The following is a 25,404-nucleotide window of genomic DNA, read 5'->3' as shown; positions in this document are numbered from 1 at the left end:
GCTTCGCTCCTTGCCAAGGCGGCTAGCCGTCGCCGATGTCGAACCCTTCGGCCTGCATCTTTTTCAACACGTCCTGCCAGCGCGACAGTTTTTTCGAGTCGCTGCTGCGCTGGCCGCCGTTCTTGCCCGGCAGGTACAGGCCTTCGGCGTTGAAGGCGTACACCGGCAGCAAGTCATTGCGTTGGGACGCGGGGCGGATATCGCCGATCAGGTTGTCCAGCACCAGTGGGTCGCTCGTGGGGGTGCTGTAGAACGTCAGCACCATGTGCGCCTGGTTCTGGCTCAGGGCCTTGACGTAGGTGATGCGCAGTTTTTCGCTGGGAATGCCGAGTCGGCGCAGGCTGAAATACTTCGCCAGCGCGTAGTCCTCGCAATCGGCGGCGCCCTTGATCAGGGCTTCGACGGGCGTGGCCCAGTAATCGGTTTGTTGCCAGATGCGCGTGTCGTCCTGGAAGTTCAGCTGCTGATCGAAGAAGCGGTTCACCGCGTTGAGCTGCTCGCGTTCGGTCGCGCCGCGTGCACTTTGCAGCATTTGACTCCACGCCTCGATCCGACCCCGCGCCGGCCCCAGTGGGCCGTAGCGTTGTTCAACGGTTTGCAGAATCTGCGCAAAATCCCAATCGGCCCGTACCCCGTTGAATACGCTCAGTAGCAAACCCGCCAGCAGCAACCCGCCGCCGAGCCGAAGTCGGAGCGTTGGCCATCCTGGACTACGCAGACTGCGGGCCATGTCTGGCTGCTCGAGTGTAGGTTTGTGAAGTTTAGGTGGTGTTTTGGGCGCCACAGGGCAGGTCGTCGGACGGGGCTAGCCACAAATGGCCAAGGGCGACTTCAGGATTTGTGCAGGGTTTTCTGCTTGAGGATGTAGATCGTCACGAGTACCGCACTGGTCAGCATGAAGCCCCGTGCCCAGGGCAACGGCACCAGGTAGCAGGAGAGCAGGATGCTCGCCCACATCAGGCTGATGGCGTAGACCTTGCTCTTGAGCGGGATGCCGTTGCCGTCGAGGTAGTCGCGGATCCAGGGGCCAAGCCGTGGATGTTCAACCAGCCATTGATAAAAGCGCGGGGAACTGCGGGCGAAGCAGGCTGCCGCCAGTAGCAGGAAAGGGGTGGTGGGCAATACCGGCAGGAAAATCCCGATCACCCCCAGCGCCACGCTCAGCCAGCCGATGGCCAGCAGCCCGTAGCGCAACATCAGGGGGCGGTTGCCTATGGGGTTGTCCATAGGCAGAGCCTTAGTGGTGGCGAGGCTTGAGAATCGCCGGTTTTTCGTCTGGCGCGTTGCACAGCAGGTACAGCGCGGTCAGGGCTTCCGGGATCTGTACGATCATGTCGTCCATCAGGTTGGCGTCGGCGGCAATGTCGGAGAACTCCGGTTGCTCGTCGAACAGACCCGAACCGACCATGATCGGCAGCAGCATTTCGCTGACTTCGTCTTCGGCGGTTTCGAACCAGGCTTCTTCGCGCAGGAACACGCCTTCCATGAAACCGATGCACCAGCCGCGCAGTTCGGAATCATCCGGGTCGTCGCCCAGGTCGAGGTCGCACGGCAGCTCGAACTCTTCGTCGGAGGCCAGTTGGCGGGCGATGTGGGCCTTGAGGCCGATCAGCGTGGCTTCGATCTCTTCGCGCTGGGCTTCGCCGCTGTAGTGCGGCTCTTCGGCGAAGAGAGCATCGATCCATTCACGGTCCGGGACCACTTCCGAACAGATCGACAGCGCAGTGAGGTAGCCGTGGGCGGCCACGTAGTCCAGCGCCTCGTCATGCAGTTCATCAGCATCGAGGAAGACTTGCAGGCGGGTTAGTTGCTCAGCGAAGGACATTAAAGGACTACCTTGGGGAATGTTCGATGCGGGAATTCTAGGCCTTCTTGAGCACTTGGGCCAGCCGCACGGCATATTTGCACCTTTGTGGGAGCGGACTTGCTCCGGGCGGCGTTCCGACGAAGGCGGTGTGCCAGGCTGCATTAATGTCGACTGACACTCCCTCTTCGCGAGCAAGCCCGCTCCCACAGTCCGATTGTGTGAGTCTTATCAGCGGTGCCCTTTGCCGGACAGCGCTCGGGTATACTCGCGCGTTTTGTAATGCCCTGCTGGCGTTACGGCTGAAATGTGAAGCGTCATGCAATGCGCACTTACGATTTGTCGGTGCAGCATCGCGGGTTCTGAACCAGCATTGCAGGGATGTTTTGGTGATTTTTGGAGTTTCTATGCTCGAACAGGCTCAACGCGTCCTCAAGGACATCTTCGGCTACGACAGTTTCCGTGGCCGCCAGGGTGCAATCATTGAGCGCGTGGCCAGTGGCGGCGATGCCCTGGTCCTGATGCCTACCGGTGGCGGCAAGTCCCTGTGCTTCCAGGTCCCGGCGCTGTTGCGCGAAGGCCTGGCCGTGGTGGTCTCGCCGCTGATCGCACTGATGGACGATCAGGTCGCCACCCTCGAAGAGCTGGGCGTGGCGGCCGCCGCGTTGAACTCCACCCTCAGCGCCGAGCAGCAGCGTGATCTTGCCGTCCGCATCCGCCGCGGTGAAGTGAAAATGCTCTATCTGGCACCGGAACGTCTGGTCCAGCCGCGCATGCTGTCCTTCCTGCAGGGGCTGGACATCGCCCTGTTCGCCATCGACGAAGCACACTGCGTGTCGCAATGGGGCCACGATTTCCGCCCGGAATACCTGCAACTGGGCCAATTGGCGGAAATGTTCCCCGACGTGCCGCGCATCGCCCTGACCGCCACGGCCGACAAGCGCACCCGGGAAGAAATCGTCACCCGTCTGCACCTGCAAGACGCCGAGCGCTTCCTGTCGAGCTTCGACCGGCCGAACATCTTTTATCGCATCGTGCCCAAGGAACAGCCGCGCAAGCAGTTGCTGGCGTTCCTCGCCGAGCGCCGTAGCGATGCGGGCATCGTGTATTGCCTGTCGCGCAAGAAAGTCGAGGAAGTCGCTGCGTTCCTCAGCGAACAAGGCTTCCCGGCGCTGCCGTACCACGCCGGTCTGCCCAACGATCTGCGGGCCTACCATCAGAAACGCTTCCTCAATGAGGAAGGCCTGATCATGGTTGCGACGGTGGCGTTCGGCATGGGCATCGACAAGCCCAACGTGCGTTTCGTCGCGCATCTCGATTTGCCGAAATCCCTTGAGGCCTATTACCAGGAAACCGGTCGTGGCGGCCGTGACGGCTTGCCGGCGGATGCCTGGATGGCCTACGGCCTGCAAGACGTGGTGATGCTCAAGCAGATGCTGCAGAACTCCGAAGGCGACGAGCGCCACAAACGACTGGAGCAACACAAGCTCGACGCCATGCTCTCGCTCTGTGAAGAAACCCGCTGCCGTCGGCAAACGCTGCTGGCCTACTTCGACGAAGACATGCCCGAGCCTTGCGGGCATTGCGACAACTGCGTCGACGGCGTGCAGACCTGGGATGCCACTGAGCCTGCGCGTCAGGCGCTGTCGGCGATCTACCGCACCGGGCAGCGCTACGGCGTCGGGCACCTGGTGGATGTACTGCTCGGCAAGGACAACGAAAAGGTCCGCAACTTTGGCCATCAGCACCTGTCGGTGTTTGGTGTCGGCAAGGCGATGGCGGAGGGCGAATGGCGCTCGTTGTTCCGCCAACTGGTGGCCCGTGGTCTGGCGGACATCGACCTCGAAGGCTACGGCGGCTTGCGCCTGAGCGACAGTTGCCGGCCGTTGCTCAAGGGCGAAGTGACCCTGGAGCTGCGCCGCGATCTCAAGGCGCAAACCGTGGCGAAAAGCAGCAAGAGCCAGGCGAGCCAACTGGTCCGTGGCGAGGAACGCGAACAATGGGAAGCCTTGCGCGCCCTGCGTCGCAAGCTCGCCGAAGAACATGGTGTGCCGCCGTACGTCATCTTCCCCGACTCGACCTTGCTGGAGATGCTGCGCAGCCAGCCGACCTCGCTGGCGGAAATGGCCACGGTCAGCGGCGTCGGCGCGCGCAAGCTGGAGCGCTACGGCGAGGCCTTCCTCGAAGTGCTCGGCGGCCAGGTCGAGGCGCCGAAACCGGTGGCCGACGTGCGTCATGAACTGATCACTCTGGCGCGGGCCGGGATGACGCCGGTGCAGATCGCCGGTCAGTTGCAGTGCTCGGAAAAGAACGTCTACACCATGCTGGCCGAAGCGATTGGCAAGCAGCAGTTGTCGTTGGAGCAGGCACTGGATCTGCCTGAAGACCTGATGGGCGAAGTCCAGGACGCCTTCCTCGACGGCGAAGGCGAGTTGCCGCCGGTTTCCGAGATCGCCGCGTTGTTCGCAGGCAGGGTTCCGGAAGGGGTGTTGTACTGCGTTCGGGCGGCGTTGCAGTCGGAGTTCGAGATTTGAGACATCTGTAGTGCTGATGTAACGATTCAGTACAGATCAAGCCTTGCCTCAAGTCTAGGCTCATGCTTAGCTGACTAATAATTAGTTTTTATTTATTTCAGTCTAATCATGAGTGTTTTATGCCGTTAACCGATCAACACCGCTTTGGCATGCAATTGGCCCAGATGTCCCGTGGCTGGCGTGCCGAACTGGACCGCCGACTGGCGGGCATGGGCTTGTCCCAGGCGCGCTGGCTGGTGCTGCTGCACCTGGCGCGTTTCGATGAAGCACCGACCCAGCGTGAGCTGGCACAAAGCGTCGGCGTCGAAGGCCCGACCCTGGCCCGTTTACTCGACAGCCTGGAAAGCCAGGGCCTGGTGCAACGCCAGGCAGTGCTGGAAGACCGTCGGGCGAAGAAAATCGTGCTCTGCGCCCCGGCGCGTCCCCTGATCGAACAAATTGAAACCATTGCCACGCAACTGCGTCACGAACTGTTCGAAGGCGTCGATGAGGCGGATTTGAAGGTGTGCATGCGGGTTCACGGGCACATCCTGGGCAACCTTGAAAAGTCTTGAGGCATAACCGAACGCCAGGCTTTTGAGAGACCGCATTGGGCAGACTATAAGAACTACTCGGCAATATCGTGTTCGTAACGGATGTACGAACCCGTGCGGACGGTTTCTGTAGATCTCAAGGATGCTCATGCTCAAGTGTTGGCGATTGGTTTTACGCGGTGGTTCTCAGTGGTTGCTGGCCGGGGCCGCAGTCACTTACTCGGCATGGGCACCTGCGCTGGGCCTGGGTGAAATCACCCTGCATTCGGCACTGAATCAACCGCTGCGTGCCGATATCGCATTGGTGGATGCCGCTGGCCTGGAGGAGAACGAACTGTCGGTGAACCTGGCAACGGCAGACGAGTTCAGCCGTGCCGGGGTCGACCGGGCATTTTTCCTCAACAACCTGAAGTTCACCCCGGTCCTGCGTGGTAATCGCAACGTGATCCAGGTGACCTCCAGCAAACCGGTCAGTGAACCCTTCCTGAATTTCCTCGTGCAGCTCAATCAGCCTAATGGGCGATTGCTGCGTGAGTACACGGTACTGATCGATCCGCCGGGTTCGTCGGGAGTTGTTCCCGCCGCCGATGAAGCGGTTTCCCGTTCCCCGGCGTCCGCATTCCCCCGTGTTCAACCGGTCGTGGCGCCGTCACCCGTGACAAGGACGACGCCAGAACCGGACGTCGCCGTGGTTGATCCCGCTGTCGAACAACTGGCCGCCAGCACCCTGCAAAACCACAGGTTGCAAACCACTGCCGATGAGCTCAACGCGAAGCTTCAAGGCCAGGATGAGCTGATCACCGACCAGAAAAAACAGTTGGCCGAGCTGCAAACCCAGCTGGCAGAACTCAAGAAGGTAAAGGCGCAACCCATTGCATCCGACACCGTGGCGCCAACCCCCGCCATTGCTGAAAACCCCGGGATCGGCTGGCTGCCGATTGCCGGTGTGTCGGCGCTGATGGCGTTGCTGGCCTTGGGCTGGATTGTTCGCCGCCAGCGCCAGCAGCACCAAGCCACAGCATCAGAGGCGCTGCCGTCGCAGCATGAACCGTTGGCTGAGCTCTTTACCGAGCCAGTGACGTGGCCCACCGTCATGCAACCGTCCACTGTGCATCGCGACGGGGTGCCGGCCAACGATGAGCTTGAGCGGGTCGATAACCATCTTTCCATTCCGGTCGCTGCTGCCGTGGCGGTGGTTCCGGGTTTGGCGATATCCGGCGAATCCGCCGCTGACGATGAGTACCGGCTCAACCTGGAGGAGTTGTCCATGGTGTCGAGTTGGGACGTGATCAGCCCAAACGAGAACCAGCAGTCGGCTGCTCTGGCCATGATCGAGCCTGCGTTCGAGTTGGAGGCGCAGTTCGCTTCGCCGTCTCGGCAGCCTCCGGTCGGGCTATCATAGCGGCGTCGTCAAACTCTGGAGTCAGGTCCCATCATGACCGTCAGCAAACCGGAAATCATCATCACCTATTGCACGCAATGCCAGTGGCTGCTGCGTGCGGCCTGGCTGGCCCAGGAACTGCTCAGCACCTTTGGTGATGACCTGGGCAAAGTCTCCCTGGTGCCGGGCACCGGCGGGGTCTTTCATATCTACTGTGACGCCGTGCAGATCTGGGAGCGCAAGGCGGACGGTGGCTTCCCCGAGGCCAAAGTGCTCAAGCAGCGGGTCCGCGACCTGATCGACCCGGACCGCGACCTGGGGCACAACGACCGCACTCAGTGAGACGCGGCCTCGGCTGCAACGGCTTTCTTGCTTGTGCCACTCGAGAACCGGCTGGACACCACAATCGCCACAATGATCAGCGCGCCCCCCAGCAACATGCGCAGGGTCGGGTTTTCGTTGAACAGCAGCCAGGCGACGGTGATGCCGTAGACCGGCTCCAGGGCGAACACCACGGCGGCAGTGCGAGCCTTGATCACCGCGAGGCTGGCGACGAACAGGCTGTGGGCGACACCGGTACAGAACACACCAAGCAGGCCGATCCACAGCCAGTCGATGGCGCGCACTTCGCTCAATTGAGGCGCCGCCACCGGCAGCAGGCAGAGGGCAACCACCACGTTCTGGCACAGCGCCGCCTGTACCGGCGGGACCCGCCCGGAGCTGGCACGGTTGGTCAGTGACAGCAGGGCGAACAACAACCCGGAACCCACGGCCCACAGCAGGCCGGTGGTGGCGCCGCTGGCCAGGTCAAAATCAGGCGTGACCAGCACCAGGCCGACACTCACCAGCAGTACCAGCACGATCTCATTGGCGCGAATGCGCTCGCGGAAGATCAGCCCTTCGAGGATCACGGTAAAGGCCGGGAAGCTGGCGAAACCGAGCGTCGCAATCGCCACGCCGGCGACTTTCACCGCAATGAAGAAGCTCACCCAGTGCCCGGCCAGCAACAAGCCGCTGAGCACCAGTCGGCGCCAGTCCACCGCCTCGAGTTTCTGCCAGCGCGTCTGGCTGGCGAACCGTGCAAAAAACGCCAGCGCGAGCACGGCAAACGCGGCACGGCCGAAAACGATGATCGCCGGAGACGCGGCAGCCAGTTTGCCGAACACGCCGGTCAGGCCGAACATCAATGCGCCGATATGCAAGGCACCAAGGGCGGTACGGGGAGTCATTGCAATCCTTAACGACAAACGAACAGAGACCTCATTGAAGCGCGTAATGGCCCATCACGTCTGTCGGCAAACTCGCGTTATTTGTCGCCAGCCTCGCGCCGCAGTTTTCCGGGCGATGCCCCGAACTCGCGCAGCACCGCCGCCGCGAAGGCACTCTGGGAGCTGTAGCCGACACGGCTGGCAATCTCGCCGATGGGCAGCGCCGAGCTACGCAGCAAGCCCACCGCAATGTGCAGGCGTCGGCTGCGGATGTAGTCCATCGGCGTCTGCCCGCATTCGGCCACGAACCGCGCATGCAAACGGGCGCTGGAAAGGCCGGCTATCCGGGCCAGGTCGGCCACTTGCAGCGGATACGCCGCGTACTGATCGATGTGCGCGTTCAGCGCCGCATAGGGCAGGCGCCGACCACCGACGGCCTCGGGCCTGGCGTTGTTGAGACTGGCCAGCAACAGCACCGCGCCTTGTTGAGCGATCAGCGGATCATCGACCGGACTGTTCGCCAGCCAACTGACCAATTGGCTTTGCCCGGCGTCCAGGGGCAGGCGCCCGGCGTTGTCGAGCAGGCGTCGGCTGGACTCGGCGTGATCGCCCAACGACTGGGCAACCCATTGCTCGCCGGGGACATCCAGCACCAGGCAGCGGCTGCCATTGGCGCTGCCACACGCGTGATGCGCTCCGGAAGGCACCACCACGAAACTCTGCTGCACCACCTGGCTACCACGGCCATCGACCTCGAAATCCAGCGCGCCCGAAAGCCCGAACACCAGTTGCGCGTGTTCGTGGCTGTGGACGATCAGGTCGTGGCTGTATTGGCGAAGCGTGAGGATCGGTCTCATCGCAGGTCTCCCGGTTCAGGGCGTCAGTCTACACCGAGCGGGCCAACAAGCGCTGTCACAGGACTGACTTGACGCTGTCATGGACCATTAACCGGGCCGGGGCAGACTTGGCAAAACTTGCCAGAGGGTTGCCCATGACCAGCGCCGAGCTCGCCAAACCCACCCGTAAACAACGCGTACGGACTTTATGGATTTCCGACGTGCATTTGGGCACCCGGGATTGCCAGGCTGAACACCTGTCGCAGTTTCTCAAGAGCTACCACGCAGACAAGATCTACCTGGTCGGCGACATCATCGACGGCTGGAAACTGCGCGGCGGCATGTATTGGCCGCAAGCGCACACCAACGTGATCCGTCGCCTGCTGACCATGAGCAAGCGCGGCACCGAGGTGATCTACGTCACCGGCAACCACGACGAATTCCTGCGCCGCTATTCGAAGCTTATCCTGGGCAACATCCAGTTGGTCGACGAAGCCGTGCACGTCACCGCCGACGGCCGGCACTTGCTGGTGATCCATGGCGACCAGTTCGATGTGATCACCCGATACCATCGCTGGCTGGCGTTTCTCGGTGACTCGGCCTACGAATTCACCCTGACCCTCAACCGCTGGCTCAATCATTGGCGCGCGCGATATGGCTACGGCTACTGGTCGCTGTCGGCCTACCTCAAGCACAAGGTGAAAAGCGCGGTCAGCTTCATCAGCGACTTCGAAGAAGCCATCGCCCATGAATGCGTCAAGCGCGAGCTGCACGGCGTGGTGTGCGGGCACATTCACCATGCCGAGATTCGCAAGGTCGGCGAGGTGGACTACCTCAATTGCGGCGACTGGGTGGAGTCGTGCACCGCGCTGATCGAGCACTGGGATGGTTCGATCGAGTTGTATCGTCTGGCGGATGCCCAGGCGCGCGAGGCGCAGTTGAAGGCGGCCAGGGTGGCGGAGCTGGCCTGATCATTCGGTGTCTGTGCTGGCCTCTTCGCGGGCAAGCCCGCTCCCACAGTGGGCGAAGGTGAGCACAAGATTTGTGACCGCCTGATAAACCTGTGGGAGCGGGCTTGCCCGCGAATGGACCGCGAAGCGGTCCCTCCGGATCTGTCAGGCTGGTGATTGCTCTTCCATCGCCGCCTTGTAAATCGAATTCCTGGGGTGCGCAAACAAGCGCTCCATCATTGGCTCGAAAAAACTCAACGGCAGTGTGTCGTACGCTGGATCAAACGCCGCCGCATCGTATCTGGCGCAGAATTCGACGGTCGCCTGGTACTGCGGATGGTCCTGGAATTGCTCACGCAAATGCCGGTCCATGCCCAGGTGATGAAAGAAGTAGTAGCCCTGGAAAATCCCGTGTTTTTCCACCATCCACAAGTTCTCGGCGCTGACGAACGGCTTGAGGATCGCCGCCGCGATGTCCGGGTGATTGTAGGTGCCCAGGGTGTCGCCGATATCGTGGAGCAGGGAGCAGACCACGTACTCTTCGTCGCGGCCATCGCGCCAGGCGCGGGTGGCGGTTTGCAGGGAGTGGGTCAGGCGATCCACCGGGAAGCCGCCAAAATCCCCCTCCAGCAACTTCAGGTGCGCCACGATCCGTGCAGGCAATTGTCTTGCGTAGGCACTGAAGTCCGCGGCGATGATCGCCCAGTCTTCCTGTGTGCCGTCCTTCATGTGGGTGAAGCGGGCATTGGCATTCATGGGCAACTCTCTTGTGACGGATGTCAGCTAGAACGGTACGCGCCCCAGAACCATGTCCCGGTACATGACAAAATCGCCGAGCAGGCTATAGAAGGGGTGTTGGAACGTTGCCGGGCGGTTCTTCTCGAAGAAGAAATGCCCGACCCAGGCAAAGCTGTAGCCTGCCAGTGGCAGCGCCCACAACAGCATCCATGCTCCGCGACCAATGGTCAGCGACAGAATCAAGATAACCAGGGTCGTGCCGATAAAGTGTAAACGGCGGCAGGTACTGTTGCTGTGCTCGCTGAGGTAGTAAGGATAGAACTCAGCGAAGCTGTTGAATCGTTTGACGTTTTCCACGACTGCGATCTCTGTGGTTATTGTTCTTGCTGCAAGTTGTTCTGCGGGTAGCTTATTTGAGTCTAGAGTGATCAATGGCATCAGCCACTGACAATAGGCGCCACTTTAGTATCCTTCGGTCAATAGCCGTAGCATGCCGCCACCATGTAAGAAAACGCCATGAGCGAACGAACGACTTCTGCAAGCTGGGCGATGGGGATTGTCAAAGCGTTGGAGATGGACGGCCTGGATTGCCGGGCTCTGTTCAAACAGCTGGGGCTCGACTACGCGGCACTGGATGATCCGGATGCACGCTTCCCGCAAGATTCCATGACACGGCTGTGGCAGCGCGCGGTCGAGCTGTCCGGCAACCCGGCCATCGGCCTGAATATGGGCAAAGTGGTGCGACCGGCGCAGTTTCATGTGACCGGCTACGCCTTGATGTCCAGCCAGACCCTGGCCGAAGGCTTTCAGCGACTGGTGCGCTATCAGCGGATCATCGCCGAAAGTGCCGACCTGAGTTTCCAGCTGCTGGAGGAAGGCTACGCGTTGATTCTGATGGTGCATGGCGACCATCTGCCGCCGACCCGACAAAGCGCCGAAGCTTCAATGGCCTGTGCCTTGGCGCTGTGCGGCTGGTTGACCGGGCGTACGTTGCAACCACGCCAAGTGTTGTTGCAAGGTGCCGAGCCGGCCAACCTGGAACCCTATAGACAAGCCTTCCATGCACCGCTGGTGTTCAACGCGCCTTACGATGCGCTGATTTTCGAACGCGCCGATATGGAAGCCCCGCTGCCGACGGCCAACGAGGCCATGGCATTGCTGCATGACCGCTTTGCCGGCGAGTACCTGGCGCGCTTTTCCGAAAGCCGCGTGACCCACAAGGCGCGGCAGGTGTTGTGCCGCCTGCTGCCCCAAGGCGAGCCCAAGCGCGACACCGTGGCGCAGACGCTGCATCTGTCCCAGCGCACCTTGCAGCGGCGCTTGCAGGAAGAGGGCACGAGTTTTCAGGTGCTGCTGGACGATACCCGGCGCGAGCTGGCCGAGCAGTATCTGGCGCAACCGAGCATGACCTTGCTGGAAATTGCCTACTTGCTGGGGTTTGCCGATCCGAGCAACTTTTTCCGTGCTTTCCGCCGCTGGTTCGATGCCACACCCGGCGAGTACCGGATGCGGCTGATGCAATCAGCTGAAGCGGTCAATGACGCCAAAATGCCGGAATACAAAGCACAAACACCGTAATGATCTCCAGCCGGCCCAGCAACATGCCGAACGAGAGAATCCACTTGGCGGCATCCGGCAGGGTGGCGAAGTTGCCCGCCGGGCCGATGGTTTCGCCGAGCCCCGGGCCGACACCGGACACGGTACTGGCTGCGCCAGTGAGGGCGGTCATCCAGTCCACGCCGAGCAGCGACAGCAGCAGTGCGATGACACAGATGGTGATTGCAAAGAAGAACGAAAAGGTCAGGATCGACCGCACGATTTCTTCGTCGAGGCGGTGACCGTTGTACTTCTGCTTGATCACCGCGCGCGGGTGAATCAGCTGGTTAAGGTTGGCCTTGAGCAGGATATAGGCCACCTGGAAGCGGAAAATCTTGATCCCGCCCGCGGTCGAGCCGGAGCAACCGCCGATAAACCCCAGGTAAAAGAACAGCATCAGCGAGAAATTGCCCCACAGGCTGTAGTCCCCCAGCGCGAAACCGGTTGTCGTCACCACCGACGTCACGTTCAGTGCCACATGCCGCAACGCCTCCAGCCAATGCAGCTGGGTGGTCCACCAGTACCAGGTGCCGAGCACCAGCCAGGTCACCAGCAGCATGCCGAGCAGGCCTTGAACCTGTTCATCCTTGATCAGCGCCCGACGGTTACCACGCAACGTGGCGACATACAGGGTGAACGGCAGGGCACCGAGAATCATGATGACGATCGCGACCCAATGCACCGCAGGCTCCGGCCACTTGGCCAAAGACTGGTCGGAGGTGGAGAAGCCGCCGGTGGAAATCGCCGACATCGCGTGGTTGACCGCATCGAACGGGCTCATTCCGGCCCACCAGAACGCCAGGCTGCCGACAATGGTAATGCCGACGTAAGCCGCCACGATCAGTCGCGCCACCATGTGTGAGCGGGGCATGACTTTTTCCGAGCGGTCCGACGATTCGGTCTGGAACAGCCGCATGCCACCGATGCGCAACAGCGGCAGAATCGCCACCGCCATGCCGATGAAGCCGATGCCGCCAAGCCAGTGCAGCAGGGAGCGCCACATCAGGATGCCGGGGGACATGGTGTCCAGGCCGCTGAGCACGGTTGCGCCAGTGGCGGTGATGCCGGACATGCTTTCGAAGAATGAATCGGTGTAGCTGATGTGCTGGGTCAGCAGGAACGGCAGCGCGGCGAAGATGCACACCACCAGCCAACTGCTGACGGTCAGCAGGTACATGTCCCGGGGGCGCAGGTGAATGTGTTCGGGGCGCCCCGGAATCACCAGCGCCAAACCGGCGACAAAGGTGATCATGCTGGCCCAGAGGAACGACGGCAGATCGCTGGTGCGGTCGAAAATGACCAGCGTGGCCATGGGCACGACCATGGAGATCGCCAGCGTGATCAGGAAGATGCCGATGATGAAACCAATGATCCGTAAGGTCGGCAACGCCATGAGGTCCGCTCGGCTGATAGTGGAAAGGGCGCCATTCTACCTGCGGGGCAGGGCATGTAAACCGGCACTGCTGCGACAGTTACAGCTAGAATAGCCGCACAAATTTTTCAGGAGGTGGCCGATGCAGGCTCTCGACGCTTTGCTCAACCGTGTTTCCGTTCCACGACTGATTGACCCTGCACCCACTGCCGAGCAGCGCGAGGTGCTGTTCGGCGCCGCCATGCGCGCCCCGGACCACGGTCACTTGCAGCCTTGGCGTTTCCTGACGGTGGAAGGCGCGGCGCGTGAGCAAATGGGTGAGTTGCTGGCCGAAGCGGCGAAACTTTTGGACAGCGAAGTCAGCGAAGCGGCCATCGACAAGGCGCGCAATGGTCCGCTGCGGGCACCATTGGTGGTGGTAGTGATCGCTCGCGTGCAGGATCACGTCAAATATCCGAAGTCCGAGCAGGTGCTGGCGGCGGGCTGTGCGGCCCACGGGATTTTGCTCGCGGCCTATGCGCAGGGCATTGGCGCGGTGTGGCGTACCGGTGACCTGGCTTACTCGCCGCATGTGGCCAAGGGGTTGGGCCTGGCGGAGGGGGAAGAGGTGATTGCCTTCCTGTATCTGGGCACACCGCAGAAAGAACCGCGTGTGGCCGAGAAAGTCGACCTGGCCGAGTTCGTCAGCGCCTGGCCCGGTAAAGCCTGACACCGCAAAACCTGTGGGAGCGGGCTTGCTCGCGAAAGCAGTCTGTCATCCAACATAGATGTTGAATAGTTAGCTGCTTTCGCGAGCAAGCCCGCTCCCACATTGGTTTGGTGTCGCTTGATCCTGTCGTGTCGGTCCAGGCTCAGGGTTGTACGACAGCCCCCGGCACCAACGGCAATTCCAGGCTGGCAATAAACCCGCCTTCCGGGTGATTGGCCAGCACCAGGCTGCCGCCATGTCGCTCCGCCGCGCGTCGGGCGATGGCCAGGCCCAGGCCGTGTCCGGCCGCGGTCTGCCCCGGCGCCCGATAGAACGGCTCACCGAGCTGGTTCAAATATTCGGCACTGACCCCCGGTCCGTGATCGCGCACGGTCACGACGATCCGCTCCCCCTGACGCAGCGCCTGCATTTCGATCGGCAGGCCACCCACCGGATTGAAGCGCTGGGCATTGCGCAGCAAATTGTCCACGGCCCGTTCGATCATGGTCGGCCAGCCCTTCAGATTCAGTTGCGACTCGGCTTCGAGGTGGACGAGCTGCTCGGGTGAACCGAGTTGCGCATCCTTTTGCAGGCTATTGAGCAAGGCGTTCAGGTCCACCTCTTCGGCACTGGCGTTATCGGAGTCGACCCGCGCCAGTACCAGGATTTCGCTGATCAGCGCTTCCAGCCGGTCGCACTCACGGGTCAGGCGCGGCCACAGCTGTTCCCGTTCTTGCGGGGTGGCTCGTTCGGCCAGCGCCAGCGCGATACGCAGGCGGGCGAGGGGCGAGCGCAGTTCGTGGGAAACATCCCGCAGCAGTTGCCGCTGACTGCCAATCAGGCTTTGCAGGCGCGCGCCCATGCGGTTGAAGTCGTTGGCCAGGACGCCGAACTCGTCGCGACGGTTGGCCAGTTTGACCAGGCTGTTCTGTTGATACGTGGTTTGGCCAAGGTCATGCACCGCGCCACGCAGACGGCTGAGCGGGCGAGTGATGGAAAAGGTCACCAGCAGGCTGAACAGGGTCAGCACCACCAGGGCAATTCCCAGGGCACTCAGCGGCCAGAGCAGGCTCTCGCGGTGCCAGGCGTTCAGTTCCGGATGCGGGATGCGGTAGATGAACAGGTAGGTGTCACCGGTTTTTTCGCTGGTGAACTCATCGGTCAGACGCCGCCATGGCAGGCGCCGGTCATCGTTGTTCTGGCGCGCCTCAAAGGCCGCCGCACGTTTGGGAAAGGTACCGCGCACCACCGGATCGCCGCTTTCGTTAAGCACCTGAACGTCGATGTGATACTGGCGTTTGCGTTGCTGGAGAATGTCCTGGGCGTCGTCTTCGCCCTGGCTTTCGTAGGTTTGCGTCCACTCTTCGGCCAGCGTGTTGAGGCCCGGGTGGCGGCTGAGAATCCAGGCGTCCTGGTTGAGCATGTGCCCGAGCAGGATGGAAAGCCCTGCAACCAGAGCGATGGCCAGCCAGAAGCTGGCCAGGATACGCCAGAACAATGAACGCACAGGAAATCCTCGAACAAACGTCAATCCATGTGGGAGCGGGCTTGCTCGCGATGGCGGTCTTTCAGTCACGTTGATGTTGAACGTGCTGACGCTATCGCGAGCAAGCTCGCTCCCACAGTGAATTGTGTGGTGCCAGACCCGGCGGTGAAAAACCGCTGGGTCCGGGGTTAGTGCATTATTGCGCCTTTTGCGGTTGTTGCGCTTTCCAGGCCTTGAACTCGGTCCACTCGGCGCGGCGTTCAGCTTGTTTTTTCTGGATCTCGTCGAATTTCTTCTGTTGATCCGGTTTCAGCAAGGCGCGCACGTCCGCTTCAGCCTTCTTGTGGTTAGCGGCCATCTCGTCCTTCATGGCTTTCTGGTCGGCTGGCGAGAGTTTCTCCAGGTATTTATCGACCAGTTGCTTACGCTCGTGCATCTGCTCGCCCATGATCTTGCGGATCTGCTCGCGCTGTTCGCGGCTCAGGTCCAGTTCACTGTACGGGCCTTTGCCGTGCATGCCGTGCATCTGACCGCCGTGGCGCGAACCGTCCATCGACCCATCCATCGGGCCAGCGCCTTCAGGCATGGCTATGGCAACGGTCGGCAGGGCAGCAGCGAACATCAGAGCGATAAGAGTCTTGCGCATGGTGTATCTCCTTGTCTCGTTCCCGGTACGTTCCGGATGAGTTCAGATTACGCAGATCAAGGTCAGCGGCAGTCAGCGGAGGGTAAAGCTTGGGTAAAGACAGTTTCAGCGATCCTGACAGAACGTCCGGGTGACTGTAGGAGCGAGCTTGCTCGCGATGAACTCACAGGCAGCGCGTTTTTCCAGACAACATGCGTAATCGTTCAACTCCATCGCGAGCAAGCTCGCTCCTACAAGCTGTAGTAGTAACCGCGGCTGCGCAGGGCGACGATGCGCGGTCGGCCATCGGGGTGTGGACCGATCTTCTTGCGCAGGTTGCTGACGTGCATGTCCAGGCTGCGGTCGTACAGGGTCAGCTTGCGGCCGAGGGCGATCTGCGCAAGTTCCTGTTTGTCCAGGGGCTCGCCGGGTTGCTTGAGCAGGGCTTCCAGCAGGCGGCTTTCGGAGACGGTGAGGGTGAACTCCTGTTCGTCGATGCTGACCACGCCGCGTACCGGGCTGAAACACAGGTCGCCCAGTTGCATCTGGCTGGACACCGCTGCCGGGTGGCTACGGCGCAGGACTGCGCGCAGGCGGGCGGTCAGTTCCCGTGGATCGCAGGGCTTGGCCAGGTAATCGTCGGCGCCGAGCTCCAGGCCGAGGATACGGTCCAGGGGTTCGCCCCGGGCCGAGAGCATCAGCACCGGCAAATCCGGGTGATCGCTGCGCAACTGCTTGAGCAGTTCCAGGCCGCTGCCATCGGGCAACATCACATCCAGCACCACGGCCGCCGGGGCGGTTTCGGCCAGCGCGCGGCGTGCGCTCTGGCCGTCGTGACAGGCACGTACCTGAAACCCTTCCTGGCTCAGCCAACTGCTCAGGAGCTCACACAGTTCCTGATCATCATCAATAAGTAACAGCTCGCTCATGACTCACTCAATTTAGCCATTGTCGACGTTTTCGACTTGCTCCACTGGCGAAGATACCGCAGAGCAGAGCCAATAGCGCTACCCCGGCGCCAATGACGAACCATTGTTGCTGGTCGGTCAGCAGGCGCGGCAGCGGACTGCTGGCCTGGGCTTCCTTGAGTTGCAGCTTCAAACGCTGGTTCTCCTGGCGCAACCGGGCCAGCAGCGGGCTTTCGCGTTCGCTATCGGCAGTTTGCAATTGCTTGTTCAGATCTTCCCGTTGCCGTTCGCTTTCTTTCAAGCGTTGTTGCAGTTCGGTGATCTGGCTGCCGGCGCTCAAGGACAGAGGCGTCGAATTGCCACCCTCGGCGTATTCTTCACCGTGGGCGGGCGCCCCGATCGACAACGTGACCAACATTAGACACAACGGACCCTTGCGCATGGCGACTCCTGGTTCCAATACGAGTATTGGGAAAGTTGTCGGCCGGCAAACGAGAATAATGAGCGATTGAGAACGCGATGAACCGATATGGTTCACCGCGTGGGGGCAGTTGAAAGAAGAAAGTTACGGCAGGACTTGCTTGAACGGCTTGACCAGCACGTTGGCGTAGACGCCTGCGGCGATGTACGGATCGGCGTCGGCCCAGGCCTGGGCAGCGCTCAGGGAGTCGAATTCGGCGACGATCAGGCTGCCGGTGAAACCCGCAGCGCCCGGATCATTGCTGTCGATCGCCGGGTGTGGGCCGGCCAATACGATGCGACCTTCGCCCTTGAGCACTTGCAGGCGCTCAAGGTGTGCAGGCCGTGCGGCCAGGCGGGCTTCCAGGGAGTTGGCGACGTCTGTGGCAATGATTGCGTAAAGCATGTCAGTCCTCGGTTTTAGGCGATGTGGTATCGGCGTCGTGCAGATGGCGGGACAGGTAGATGCCCTGGCCGACCAGGAACAGCAAAGTCATGCCCAGGCTGCCGAAGACCTTGAAGTCGACCCAGTAGCTCTGGAAGGTGAACGCGACAAACAGGTTGGCGGCACCGCAAAACAGGAAGAAGGCGATCCAGGCGATGTTCAGGCGCGTCCAGACCGGCTCCGGCAGGGTCAGCGCGTGGCCCATGATGCGTTTGATCAGCAGGCTGTCACCGACGAAGTGGCTACCGATGAACGCCAGGGCGAACAGCCAGTTGACCACCGGGGCTTTCCACTTCAGGAACGTCTCGCTGTGGAACGCCAGGGTCAGGCTGCCGAAGACCAGGCAGGCGATCAGGGTCAGCCACTGGCTCTTCTCCAGCTTGCGCTGCTTGATGAACAGTGTGCCGTAGACCGCCAGGGAACTGACGATCAGCATCGCGGTGGCGCTGTAGATACCGCCTACAGTGACCTCATGACCGGCGATGTCGACGACCCGTGGATCGATTTTGAAGACGATGAAAAACAGCAGGAGCGGGATGAAATCGATGAATTGTTTCACAGTGGCAGCCAGAAGCAGGATGTGGCGGCATAATAACAAACATATGGGCGCGCGATAGCGCCAGCTGATTTGAGGTTACAAAGCCCTGTGAATGTTGATTTGCACTGCCATAGCACGGCCTCCGATGGCGCCCTGGCGCCTGCGGTTCTGGTGGCGCGGGCGTTCGAGAAAGGCGTGCGAGTCCTGGCCTTGACCGATCACGACACCCTTGAGGGCCTCGACGAGGCCCGGCACGCGGCCACCGCGCTGGGGATGCAACTGGTCAATGGCGTCGAATTGTCCTGCACCTGGGGCGGCGCAACCATTCATGTCCTGGGCTACGGTTTTGACGTGAGCGCCGCGCCGTTGGTCGAGGCCATCGCCAGATTGCATGATGGCCGCTGGCTACGCTCCGAGGAAATCAGCCGCAAACTGGCGCTCAAAGGCATGCCGGGGGCGCTGGATGGCGCCCGGCAGATCCAGCAGGAACTGGGCGACAGCGGTAACGCGCCGGCCCGCCCGCATTTCGCCGACTGGATGGTGCGTGAAGGTTTCGTCAAGGATCGCGCCGAGGCGTTTCGCAAATGGCTGGGCGCCGGCAAGCTGGGCGACGTCAAGCAACACTGGCCGACCCTGGAGGAAACCGTTGAAACCCTGCGCGCCGCCAAGGCCTGGGTCAGCCTGGCACACCCATGGCACTATGAATTCACCCGAAGCAAGCGACGTCGTCTGATTGCCGACTATATTCAAGCAGGGGGCCACGCCATCGAAGTGGTCAATGGTTACCAGCCTGCCGAGCAAGTGGGCAGCCTGGCCATTCTGGCCCGCGAGTTCGGTCTGCTGGTCAGCGCCGGCAGTGATTTTCATGGCCCTGGAGGCTGGTCGGAGATCGGTGAATACCGGCCACTCCCGGAGGATCTGCCGCCGCTATGGTGTCGATTCAAACATGACCCAGTTATTGCCGCCGTCTGAACAGGTAGAGAATGTGAGTCAATTTTTCCAGATTCATCCGGAAAACCCGCAAGCGCGCCTGATCAAACAGGCAGTCGAAATCATTCGCAAGGGCGGGGTGGTGATTTATCCCACGGACTCTTCCTACGCCATAGGTTGCCAGATCGGCGACAAGGTGGCCGTGGAGCGCGTTCGGCGCCTGCGACAGCTGGATGAAAAACACAACTTCGCGCTGATCTGCAGCGACCTGTCGCAACTGGGCCTGTTCGCCAAGATCGATACCGGCACGTTCCGAATTCTCAAGGCCCATCTGCCGGGACCCTATACCTTCATTCTCAACGCCACCCGCGAAGTACCACGGCTGTTGTTGCACCCGAAGAAACGCACCATCGGCCTGCGTGTGCCGAGCCACCCGATTGCCCTGGCGCTGCTGGCTGAACTGGGCGAACCGTTGATGAGCGTGACCCTGATCATGCCTGGCGATGAAGATCCGTTGAGCGACCCGCACGAAATGCGCCAGTTGCTCGAACACCAGGTCGATCTGATCATCGACGGCGGTTTCGGCGGGATCAAGGCGTCCACCGTGATCAGCCTCGCCGACGGCGAGCCGGAAGTCATTCGCGTTGGTTGCGGCGACCCTGCGCCGTTCATGGTCGAGGCCTAGATGTCCGCAGTAGAGCCCGTCGACAGTCAGGCCGGAGCCCAGCAGGAGCTGCCCTTCGCCATGGTCTATGGCCAGGCGGTCATGGAAATGCCGCTGGACCTGTACATCCCGCCGGATGCCCTCGAGGTCTTTCTCGAGGCGTTCGAAGGCCCGCTCGACCTGCTGCTGTACCTGATCCGCAAACAGAACATCAACATCCTCGACATCCCGGTGGCGGAAATCACTCGCCAGTACATGGGCTACGTCGAGTTGATGCAGTCGGTGCGCCTGGAACTGGCCGCCGAGTACCTGGTGATGGCCGCGATGCTGGCCGAGATCAAGTCGCGGATGCTGCTGCCACGGGCCGAAACCGTTGAAGACGAAGAGGAAGACCCGCGCGCCGAACTGATCCGCCGCTTGCAGGAGTACGAGCGTTTCAAGGCTGCCGCCGAAGGCATCGACGGCCTGAGTCGCGTTGGCCGTGATGTGGTGGTACCCAAGCTTGACGCCCCGGAAGCTCGGGCGCGCAAGCTGCTACCAGACGTGCGTCTTTCCGAGTTGCTGCTGTCTATGGCCGAGGTGTTGCGCCGTGGCGACATGTTCGAAAGCCATCAGGTCAGCCGCGAGGCGCTGTCCACTCGCGAGCGCATGAGCGATGTGCTGGAGCGGCTCAAGGGCGGCGCTTTCGTGCCGTTTGTCGAGCTGTTCACCGCAGAAGAAGGGCGTCTGGGGGTGGTGGTGACCTTCATGGCGATCCTTGAATTGGTCAAGGAATCACTGGTCGAGCTGGTGCAGAATGAGCCATTTGCCGCGATCCACGTGCGAGCCCGAGCCGAATAACGAGTCGAAACATGAATCTGACTGAACCCCGCGATCTGGCACCCTTGCTTGAAGCCTTTCTGTTGGCCTCGGGAAAGCCGCAATCTCTGGAAAGCCTGTTCGAACTCTTCGAGGAAGGCGAACGCCCGGAGCCGCCGGTCTTCAAGAAGGCCCTGACGATTCTGGCCAAGTCCTGCGATGGCCGCGCGTTTGAACTCAAGGAAGTGGCCTCGGGGTATCGCCTGCAAATTCGCGAGAAATTTGCGCCGTGGGTCGGGCGTCTGTGGGAAGAGCGCCCGCAGCGTTACTCCCGGGCCATGCTGGAAACCATGGCGCTGATCGCCTATCGCCAGCCGATCACCCGCGGCGAAATTGAAGACGTACGGGGCGTGGCGGTCAACAGCAATATCGTCAAGACCTTGATGGAGCGCGAGTGGATCCGCATCGTCGGCTACCGCGACGTGCCCGGCAAACCGGCGATGTTCGCCACCACCAAGGCGTTCCTCGATCACTTCAACCTGAAGAACCTCGACGACCTGCCGCCACTGGCGGAACTGCGCGAGCTGGAACCGGATCCGGTGCTCGACTTCGACGACGCGCCGGTGCCCGCAGCCCTGCAAGAGCTGGCCGACGCCAGCGCCGAGCCGGAAGAGCCGAAGGAAGAAACCAGTTTCCATACGCTGTTGCTGGAGCTGGACAGCATGGAGGAGGGGCTCAAGACCGACTTCGACGATTTGCTGCGTGATGGCGTGTCGCCTGAGTTCGATCCGGAACAGTCGGTTATCGAGCCAGAAGTCGAAGCGGCACAGCCCGAGCCTGAACCGGAAGGCGAGCCTGAGCCGGACATTGAACCGGAGCAGGACGACGACATCCTCGGCGTTGCCGAAGCCCGGGAAAAACTCCTGGCCGCTGTTGCCGCCCTCGAACAGCCGAAACCCGAGCCGGAGCTGTCGGACGAAGAAGCCGAAGCCCAGGCCCTGGCCGAAGCCATCGAAGCAGAACGCCGCCAATTCGAAGATTGATACGAATCTTGAGAACTGTGGAGATCCATTGTGGGAGCGGGCTTGCCCGCGAAGAGGGCGTGTCAGACGACATCTTTGTTGGCTGACCTGACGCCTTCGCGAGCAAGCCCGCTCCCACAGGGGGATTGTGTTCACCGCAAAGCTGCGAACCACCGGCCAGCGGAAAAACAAATAACCTTGCCTTGATCAGCTAGTCTCTGATGCGCAAATGCCCTCATGCGCGTATGATTCGCGACCCTTCGGCGATCCCTTCGCCCAAGTACCCAGTTTTCAGACCACACCGGGAGGTGCCCAGATGAGTATCAACGACCAGCAAGACGACCAGCCAATCGGCCCAGCAGGCGAAAAACTGCAGAAAGTCCTCGCCCGTATCGGCGTTGGCTCGCGCCGTGACGTGGAAGCCTGGATCAGCCACGGCCGGATCAAGGTCAACGGCAAAGACGCCACCCTTGGCCAGCGCGTCGACATGCACGACGCCATCACCATCGATGGCAAGGTGATCAAGCGCGAAGAGGCCGCCGAGTCGGTGCGCCGCGTGATCATGTACAACAAGCCCGACGGCGAGATCTGCACCCGTGTCGACCCGGAAGGTCGTCCGACCGTGTTCGACAAGATGCCACGCCCTAAAGAGGGACGCTGGATCAACATCGGTCGCCTGGACATCAACACCACCGGTCTGCTGATGTTCACCACCGACGGTGAGCTGGCCAACCGTCTGATGCACCCTTCCTACGAAATGGACCGTGAATACGCGGTACGTGTGCGTGGCGAAGTCGATGACGAGATGATCGAGCGCCTGAAGGCTGGCGTCGTCCTTGAAGATGGCCCGGCCAAGTTCACCGACATCAAGCAGGCACCAGGCGGTGAAGGTTTCAACCACTGGTATCACTGCGTGGTGATGGAAGGTCGTAACCGCGAAGTTCGTCGCCTGTGGGAATCCCAGGGCCTGGTGGTCAGCCGTCTGAAGCGCGTGCGTTTCGGTCCGGTGTTCCTCAACTCCGACCTGCCGATGGGCCGCTGGCGCGAAATGAGCCAGTACGAAGTCGACATCCTGAGTGCCGAGGTTGGCCTGACGCCGGTCGCGATGCCGCAGATGAACGCCAAGAGCAAGGACAAGCTTGACCGGATGCAGCGCAAGTCGTCGCGTCCGATGGCCAAGACCGAGCGCGTGCGTACCCTGCGTCCGGCCACTGGCGCAGCCGCCGCACCTGCCGCGCCTCGTGCCAGCCGTGAGCCGCAGATCGAAGGCGAGCGTCCAGGGCGCAAGCCTGCTGCGCGTCAGGACGGCGAACGCGGTCCGCGCACGCCACGTCCGGCCAATGGCCGTACCGAGCGTGGCGAAGGTCGTGGTACGCCGGTAGCCGATCGCCCGGCCGACACCAAGCGCCCGGCCAAGCCGGCGCCGAAGCGTCCGGGGATCAAACTGGTCGATGGCGACAAGCCGTCGGGCAAGCGCCGTGGCGCACCGGCCGGTTCCGGCCAGCGTCCGGGTTTTGGGCGTCGCAAGCCGGAGTGAGGCAGCGGTAAGCTGCGAGCTGCAAGTAAAAACGCCAACCTTCGGGTTGGCGTTTTTTTTGGTCTGGCTTTGTGTCTGTGTTGTTTTTGAGGACGCCATCGCGAGCAAGCTCGCTCCCACATTTTGATCGCGATTCTCCGAGCAAACTCATTTCCCTGTGGGAGCGAGCTTGCTCGCGATGGCGTCAGTCGCCGCACAGAGAGCTTCAATGTGGAAGCGCTGATTTACGCCGTGTAAAGAAATCCTGACAAAATCCACCGATTAACCCCGTGGAATCGCCATTCTCAGGATGCCGTAAGAAAACGCTTACGCATCAGCGTCTTCCTTCTTCCTTCCAACCCTCTAGCCCGCTTGTTTCACCGCTCCATGCAGGGTGTTATGCGCGCCATGCCTGTCGTGCAGGTGCATAACAAAAAGGAGGCGCAATGAACGCCGTATTCCATCTCCATCTCTCTGCGAGGGGCGGTTTTCCTGCCTTTCCCATCGATGATCCGCAAGGATCTGACCCATTTTTTGCAGCCGCCCGAGCCTCTCGGGGCGGACACAGGCAATCCCGGCCATAGACACGCTTGTCCAGCGGGTCTGGCAGCAGGGGGTTACGGGTGTACAATGCGCCGCGTTTTACCTGTGACCTCCTGCGCATCTGCGCAAACCTCAAGGCTATCCGCCTTGTTCACTCCGTCGCGTCACGAGCGTGTCGGGTTCGATTTCGTCACAGATAAAAACAAACAGGTGACGCATGACCGTTGTAATTACGCTGAACTCCTGGTGCCTGCGCTGGGGTTTGATCGGTGCCGCTTAACGCCTTTCTTGAGCAGCAACGTCTACTGAACATCATCAAACCTTGCGTGAGACCCTTTTCATGAGTGGACAAAACCCGCAATCAGGCGAGCTGAAACGCGGCCTGAAAAATCGCCACATTCAACTGATCGCCCTCGGTGGCGCGATCGGTACCGGCTTGTTCCTCGGCTCGGCCGGGGTACTGAAATCCGCCGGCCCGTCGATGATCCTCGGCTACGCCATCTGCGGCTTCATCGCCTTCATGATCATGCGCCAATTGGGCGAAATGATCGTCGAAGATCCGGTGGCAGGTTCCTTCAGCCATTTTGCGCACAAGTACTGGGGCGGCTTTGCCGGCTTCCTGTCGGGCTGGAACTGCTGGATTCTGTACATTCTGGTGGGCATGTCGGAGCTGACCGCGGTCGGCAAGTACATCCACTACTGGGCGCCGGACATCCCGACCTGGGTCTCCGCAGCTGCCTTCTTCGTGCTGATCAACGCGATCAACCTGGCCAACGTCAAAGTCTTTGGCGAGGCCGAGTTCTGGTTCGCGATCATCAAGGTCGTGGCGATCGTCGGCATGATTGCCCTGGGCAGCTACCTGCTGGTCAGCGGCAATGGCGGCCCACAAGCGGCGGTCAGCAACCTGTGGTCCCACGGTGGCTTCTTCCCGAACGGTGTCAGCGGTCTGGTGATGGCCATGGCTTTCATCATGTTTTCCTTCGGTGGTCTGGAAATGCTCGGTTTCACCGCAGCCGAAGCCGACAAGCCGAAAACCGTGATCCCGAAAGCCATCAACCAGGTGATCTACCGGATCCTGATTTTCTACATCGGTGCCCTGGTCATCCTGCTGTCGTTGACGCCGTGGGACAGCTTGCTGACCACCCTGAACGCCTCCGGTGATTCCTACAGCGGCAGCCCGTTCGTGCAAGTGTTCTCGATGCTGGGCAGCAACACTGCCGCGCACATCCTCAACTTCGTGGTCCTGACCGCGGCGTTGTCGGTGTACAACAGCGGCACCTACTGCAACAGCCGCATGCTGCTGGGCATGGCCGAGCAGGGCGACGCGCCGAAGGGCCTGGCGAAGATCGACAAGCGCGGCGTGCCAGTGCGTTCGATCCTGGCCTCGGCCGCCGTGACCCTGATCGCGGTGCTGCTGAACTACCTGATCCCGCAAAACGCGCTGGAACTGCTGATGTCGCTGGTGGTGGCCACCCTGGTGATCAACTGGGCGATGATCAGCTACTCGCACTTCAAGTTCCGCCAGCACATGAACAAGACCAAGCAGACGCCGCTGTTCAAGGCCCTGTGGTACCCGTACGGCAACTACATCTGCCTGGCGTTCGTGGTGTTCGTCCTTGGTGTGATGCTGTTGATTCCGGGGATTCAGACTTCGGTGTATGCGATTCCGGTGTGGCTGGTGTTCATGTGGGTCTGCTACGGCATCAAGAACAAGCGCAGTGCTCAGCGTGCCTTGCAGGCCGCAGTGGAGTAACTCCGCGCAGAAACAACAAACCCGGCCAAGTGCCGGGTTTGTTGTTTCAGGGCATACACATTTCCCTGTGGGAGCGA

Annotated in this window: 27 protein-coding genes; 13 read left to right on the top strand and 14 right to left on the bottom strand. The window is 61.3% G+C overall.

What is annotated here, in order from left to right; translation table 11 throughout:
- Window positions 1–22 precede the first annotated feature (22 nt).
- The 3 genes from lapG to KGB28_RS00980 all read right to left on the bottom strand — a co-directional run bounded on the left by lapG (window position 23) and on the right by KGB28_RS00980 (window position 1,825).
- Entirely contained in the window at window positions 23–730 is a 708-nt protein-coding gene (gene lapG, locus KGB28_RS00990; protein ID WP_223441263.1) for a cysteine protease LapG, read from the bottom strand.
- Window positions 731–831: 101 nt separating this feature from the next.
- Window positions 832–1,227 (bottom strand): YbaN family protein, encoded by a 396-nt coding sequence (locus KGB28_RS00985; RefSeq protein WP_223441261.1) that lies wholly within the window; start codon window positions 1,225–1,227, stop codon window positions 832–834.
- A 10-nt stretch (window positions 1,228–1,237) separates the two neighbouring features.
- Window positions 1,238–1,825 carry a YecA family protein gene (locus tag KGB28_RS00980; RefSeq protein WP_007975277.1) on the bottom strand — a complete coding sequence of 196 codons (588 nt, stop codon included), beginning with the start codon at window positions 1,823–1,825 and terminating at the stop codon, window positions 1,238–1,240.
- A gap of 386 nt (window positions 1,826–2,211) precedes the next feature.
- On the opposite strand from KGB28_RS00980, the gene recQ reads away from it, so the two are divergent.
- From recQ to KGB28_RS00960, 4 genes are all read left to right on the top strand, one after another.
- Entirely contained in the window at window positions 2,212–4,338 is a 2,127-nt protein-coding gene (gene recQ, locus KGB28_RS00975) for a DNA helicase RecQ (protein WP_223441259.1), read from the top strand.
- 119 nt (window positions 4,339–4,457) lie between these two features.
- On the top strand, window positions 4,458–4,892 hold the full coding sequence (locus KGB28_RS00970; RefSeq protein WP_150724407.1) for a MarR family transcriptional regulator: 435 nt from the start codon (window positions 4,458–4,460) through the stop codon (window positions 4,890–4,892).
- 127 nt (window positions 4,893–5,019) lie between these two features.
- Window positions 5,020–6,273 (top strand): FimV family protein, encoded by a 1,254-nt coding sequence (locus tag KGB28_RS00965; RefSeq protein ID WP_223441257.1) that lies wholly within the window; start codon window positions 5,020–5,022, stop codon window positions 6,271–6,273.
- 33 nt (window positions 6,274–6,306) lie between these two features.
- Window positions 6,307–6,594, top strand: coding sequence for a SelT/SelW/SelH family protein (locus KGB28_RS00960; RefSeq protein WP_223441256.1), 288 nt, complete (start codon window positions 6,307–6,309; stop codon window positions 6,592–6,594).
- Here the strand turns inward: KGB28_RS00960 and KGB28_RS00955 are convergent.
- Window positions 6,588–7,481, bottom strand: coding sequence for a DMT family transporter (locus tag KGB28_RS00955; protein WP_223441254.1), 894 nt, complete (start codon window positions 7,479–7,481; stop codon window positions 6,588–6,590). The two genes, KGB28_RS00960 and KGB28_RS00955, sit on opposite strands and share 7 nt — an antisense overlap.
- Window positions 7,482–7,558: 77 nt before the next feature.
- On the bottom strand, window positions 7,559–8,317 hold the full coding sequence (locus tag KGB28_RS00950) for a helix-turn-helix transcriptional regulator (protein ID WP_223441252.1): 759 nt from the start codon (window positions 8,315–8,317) through the stop codon (window positions 7,559–7,561).
- 134 nt (window positions 8,318–8,451) lie between these two features.
- On the opposite strand from KGB28_RS00950, the gene KGB28_RS00945 reads away from it, so the two are divergent.
- Window positions 8,452–9,267, top strand: a complete 816-nt coding sequence (locus KGB28_RS00945) for a UDP-2,3-diacylglucosamine diphosphatase (protein WP_223441250.1) — start codon at window positions 8,452–8,454, stop codon at window positions 9,265–9,267.
- A gap of 144 nt (window positions 9,268–9,411) precedes the next feature.
- Here KGB28_RS00945 and KGB28_RS00940 read toward each other — a convergent pair whose 3' ends face one another.
- The gene (locus KGB28_RS00940) at window positions 9,412–10,002 is read right to left on the bottom strand and encodes an HD domain-containing protein (RefSeq protein WP_223441247.1); all 591 of its coding nucleotides are present in this window, start codon (window positions 10,000–10,002) and stop codon (window positions 9,412–9,414) included.
- A 27-nt stretch (window positions 10,003–10,029) separates the two neighbouring features.
- Complete coding sequence (locus KGB28_RS00935; protein ID WP_223441244.1) at window positions 10,030–10,341, bottom strand: Mpo1-like protein; 312 nt, start codon at window positions 10,339–10,341, stop codon at window positions 10,030–10,032.
- A gap of 159 nt (window positions 10,342–10,500) precedes the next feature.
- Between KGB28_RS00935 and KGB28_RS00930 the strand changes: the two genes are divergently transcribed.
- On the top strand, window positions 10,501–11,562 hold the full coding sequence (locus KGB28_RS00930) for an AraC family transcriptional regulator (protein WP_223441241.1): 1,062 nt from the start codon (window positions 10,501–10,503) through the stop codon (window positions 11,560–11,562).
- Here the strand turns inward: KGB28_RS00930 and KGB28_RS00925 are convergent.
- The gene (locus tag KGB28_RS00925) at window positions 11,519–12,973 is read right to left on the bottom strand and encodes a TrkH family potassium uptake protein (RefSeq protein ID WP_223441239.1); all 1,455 of its coding nucleotides are present in this window, start codon (window positions 12,971–12,973) and stop codon (window positions 11,519–11,521) included. The two genes, KGB28_RS00930 and KGB28_RS00925, sit on opposite strands and share 44 nt — an antisense overlap.
- Before the next feature lie 121 nt (window positions 12,974–13,094).
- On the opposite strand from KGB28_RS00925, the gene KGB28_RS00920 reads away from it, so the two are divergent.
- Window positions 13,095–13,661, top strand: coding sequence for an NAD(P)H nitroreductase (locus KGB28_RS00920; RefSeq protein ID WP_223441236.1), 567 nt, complete (start codon window positions 13,095–13,097; stop codon window positions 13,659–13,661).
- Between the two features lie 142 nt (window positions 13,662–13,803).
- On the opposite strand, the gene KGB28_RS00915 is transcribed toward KGB28_RS00920, so the two are convergent.
- The 6 genes from KGB28_RS00915 to KGB28_RS00890 all read right to left on the bottom strand — a co-directional run bounded on the left by KGB28_RS00915 (window position 13,804) and on the right by KGB28_RS00890 (window position 18,122).
- On the bottom strand, window positions 13,804–15,147 hold the full coding sequence (locus tag KGB28_RS00915; RefSeq protein ID WP_223441233.1) for an ATP-binding protein: 1,344 nt from the start codon (window positions 15,145–15,147) through the stop codon (window positions 13,804–13,806).
- Between the two features lie 175 nt (window positions 15,148–15,322).
- Window positions 15,323–15,772, bottom strand: coding sequence for a Spy/CpxP family protein refolding chaperone (locus KGB28_RS00910; RefSeq protein ID WP_223441230.1), 450 nt, complete (start codon window positions 15,770–15,772; stop codon window positions 15,323–15,325).
- Window positions 15,773–16,002: 230 nt separating this feature from the next.
- On the bottom strand, window positions 16,003–16,680 hold the full coding sequence (locus KGB28_RS00905; RefSeq protein WP_150724419.1) for a response regulator transcription factor: 678 nt from the start codon (window positions 16,678–16,680) through the stop codon (window positions 16,003–16,005).
- A 7-nt stretch (window positions 16,681–16,687) separates the two neighbouring features.
- Window positions 16,688–17,101 carry a translation initiation factor 2 gene (locus KGB28_RS00900; protein ID WP_150757648.1) on the bottom strand — a complete coding sequence of 138 codons (414 nt, stop codon included), beginning with the start codon at window positions 17,099–17,101 and terminating at the stop codon, window positions 16,688–16,690.
- Between the two features lie 123 nt (window positions 17,102–17,224).
- Complete coding sequence (locus KGB28_RS00895) at window positions 17,225–17,524, bottom strand: YciI family protein (RefSeq protein ID WP_057715934.1); 300 nt, start codon at window positions 17,522–17,524, stop codon at window positions 17,225–17,227.
- 1 nt (window position 17,525) lies between these two features.
- On the bottom strand, window positions 17,526–18,122 hold the full coding sequence (locus tag KGB28_RS00890) for a septation protein A (RefSeq protein WP_150724421.1): 597 nt from the start codon (window positions 18,120–18,122) through the stop codon (window positions 17,526–17,528).
- A gap of 87 nt (window positions 18,123–18,209) precedes the next feature.
- Between KGB28_RS00890 and KGB28_RS00885 the strand changes: the two genes are divergently transcribed.
- The 6 genes from KGB28_RS00885 (at window position 18,210) to KGB28_RS00860 (ending at window position 25,327) form a co-directional block, all read left to right on the top strand.
- On the top strand, window positions 18,210–19,073 hold the full coding sequence (locus KGB28_RS00885) for a PHP domain-containing protein (protein ID WP_223441227.1): 864 nt from the start codon (window positions 18,210–18,212) through the stop codon (window positions 19,071–19,073).
- A 13-nt stretch (window positions 19,074–19,086) separates the two neighbouring features.
- Window positions 19,087–19,716 (top strand): L-threonylcarbamoyladenylate synthase, encoded by a 630-nt coding sequence (locus tag KGB28_RS00880; RefSeq protein WP_032829738.1) that lies wholly within the window; start codon window positions 19,087–19,089, stop codon window positions 19,714–19,716.
- 60 nt (window positions 19,717–19,776) lie between these two features.
- Entirely contained in the window at window positions 19,777–20,535 is a 759-nt protein-coding gene (locus KGB28_RS00875) for a segregation and condensation protein A (RefSeq protein ID WP_223441299.1), read from the top strand.
- An 11-nt stretch (window positions 20,536–20,546) separates the two neighbouring features.
- Window positions 20,547–21,536 carry an SMC-Scp complex subunit ScpB gene (scpB, locus tag KGB28_RS00870; RefSeq protein ID WP_223441225.1) on the top strand — a complete coding sequence of 330 codons (990 nt, stop codon included), beginning with the start codon at window positions 20,547–20,549 and terminating at the stop codon, window positions 21,534–21,536.
- Window positions 21,537–21,831: 295 nt separating this feature from the next.
- Window positions 21,832–23,052: a 23S rRNA pseudouridine(2605) synthase RluB gene (gene rluB / locus KGB28_RS00865; protein ID WP_223441217.1), complete on the top strand. Its 1,221-nt coding sequence runs from the start codon at window positions 21,832–21,834 to the stop codon at window positions 23,050–23,052.
- An 862-nt stretch (window positions 23,053–23,914) separates the two neighbouring features.
- Entirely contained in the window at window positions 23,915–25,327 is a 1,413-nt protein-coding gene (locus KGB28_RS00860) for an amino acid permease (protein WP_223441214.1), read from the top strand.
- The last annotated feature ends 77 nt before the right edge of the window (window positions 25,328–25,404 follow it).

The organism is Pseudomonas sp. BF-R-19 (assembly GCF_019956445.1).
GTDB classification, from domain to species: Bacteria; Pseudomonadota; Gammaproteobacteria; order Pseudomonadales; family Pseudomonadaceae; genus Aquipseudomonas; species Aquipseudomonas fluorescens_BH.
This window is presented reverse-complemented; position numbering and strand designations above follow the sequence as displayed.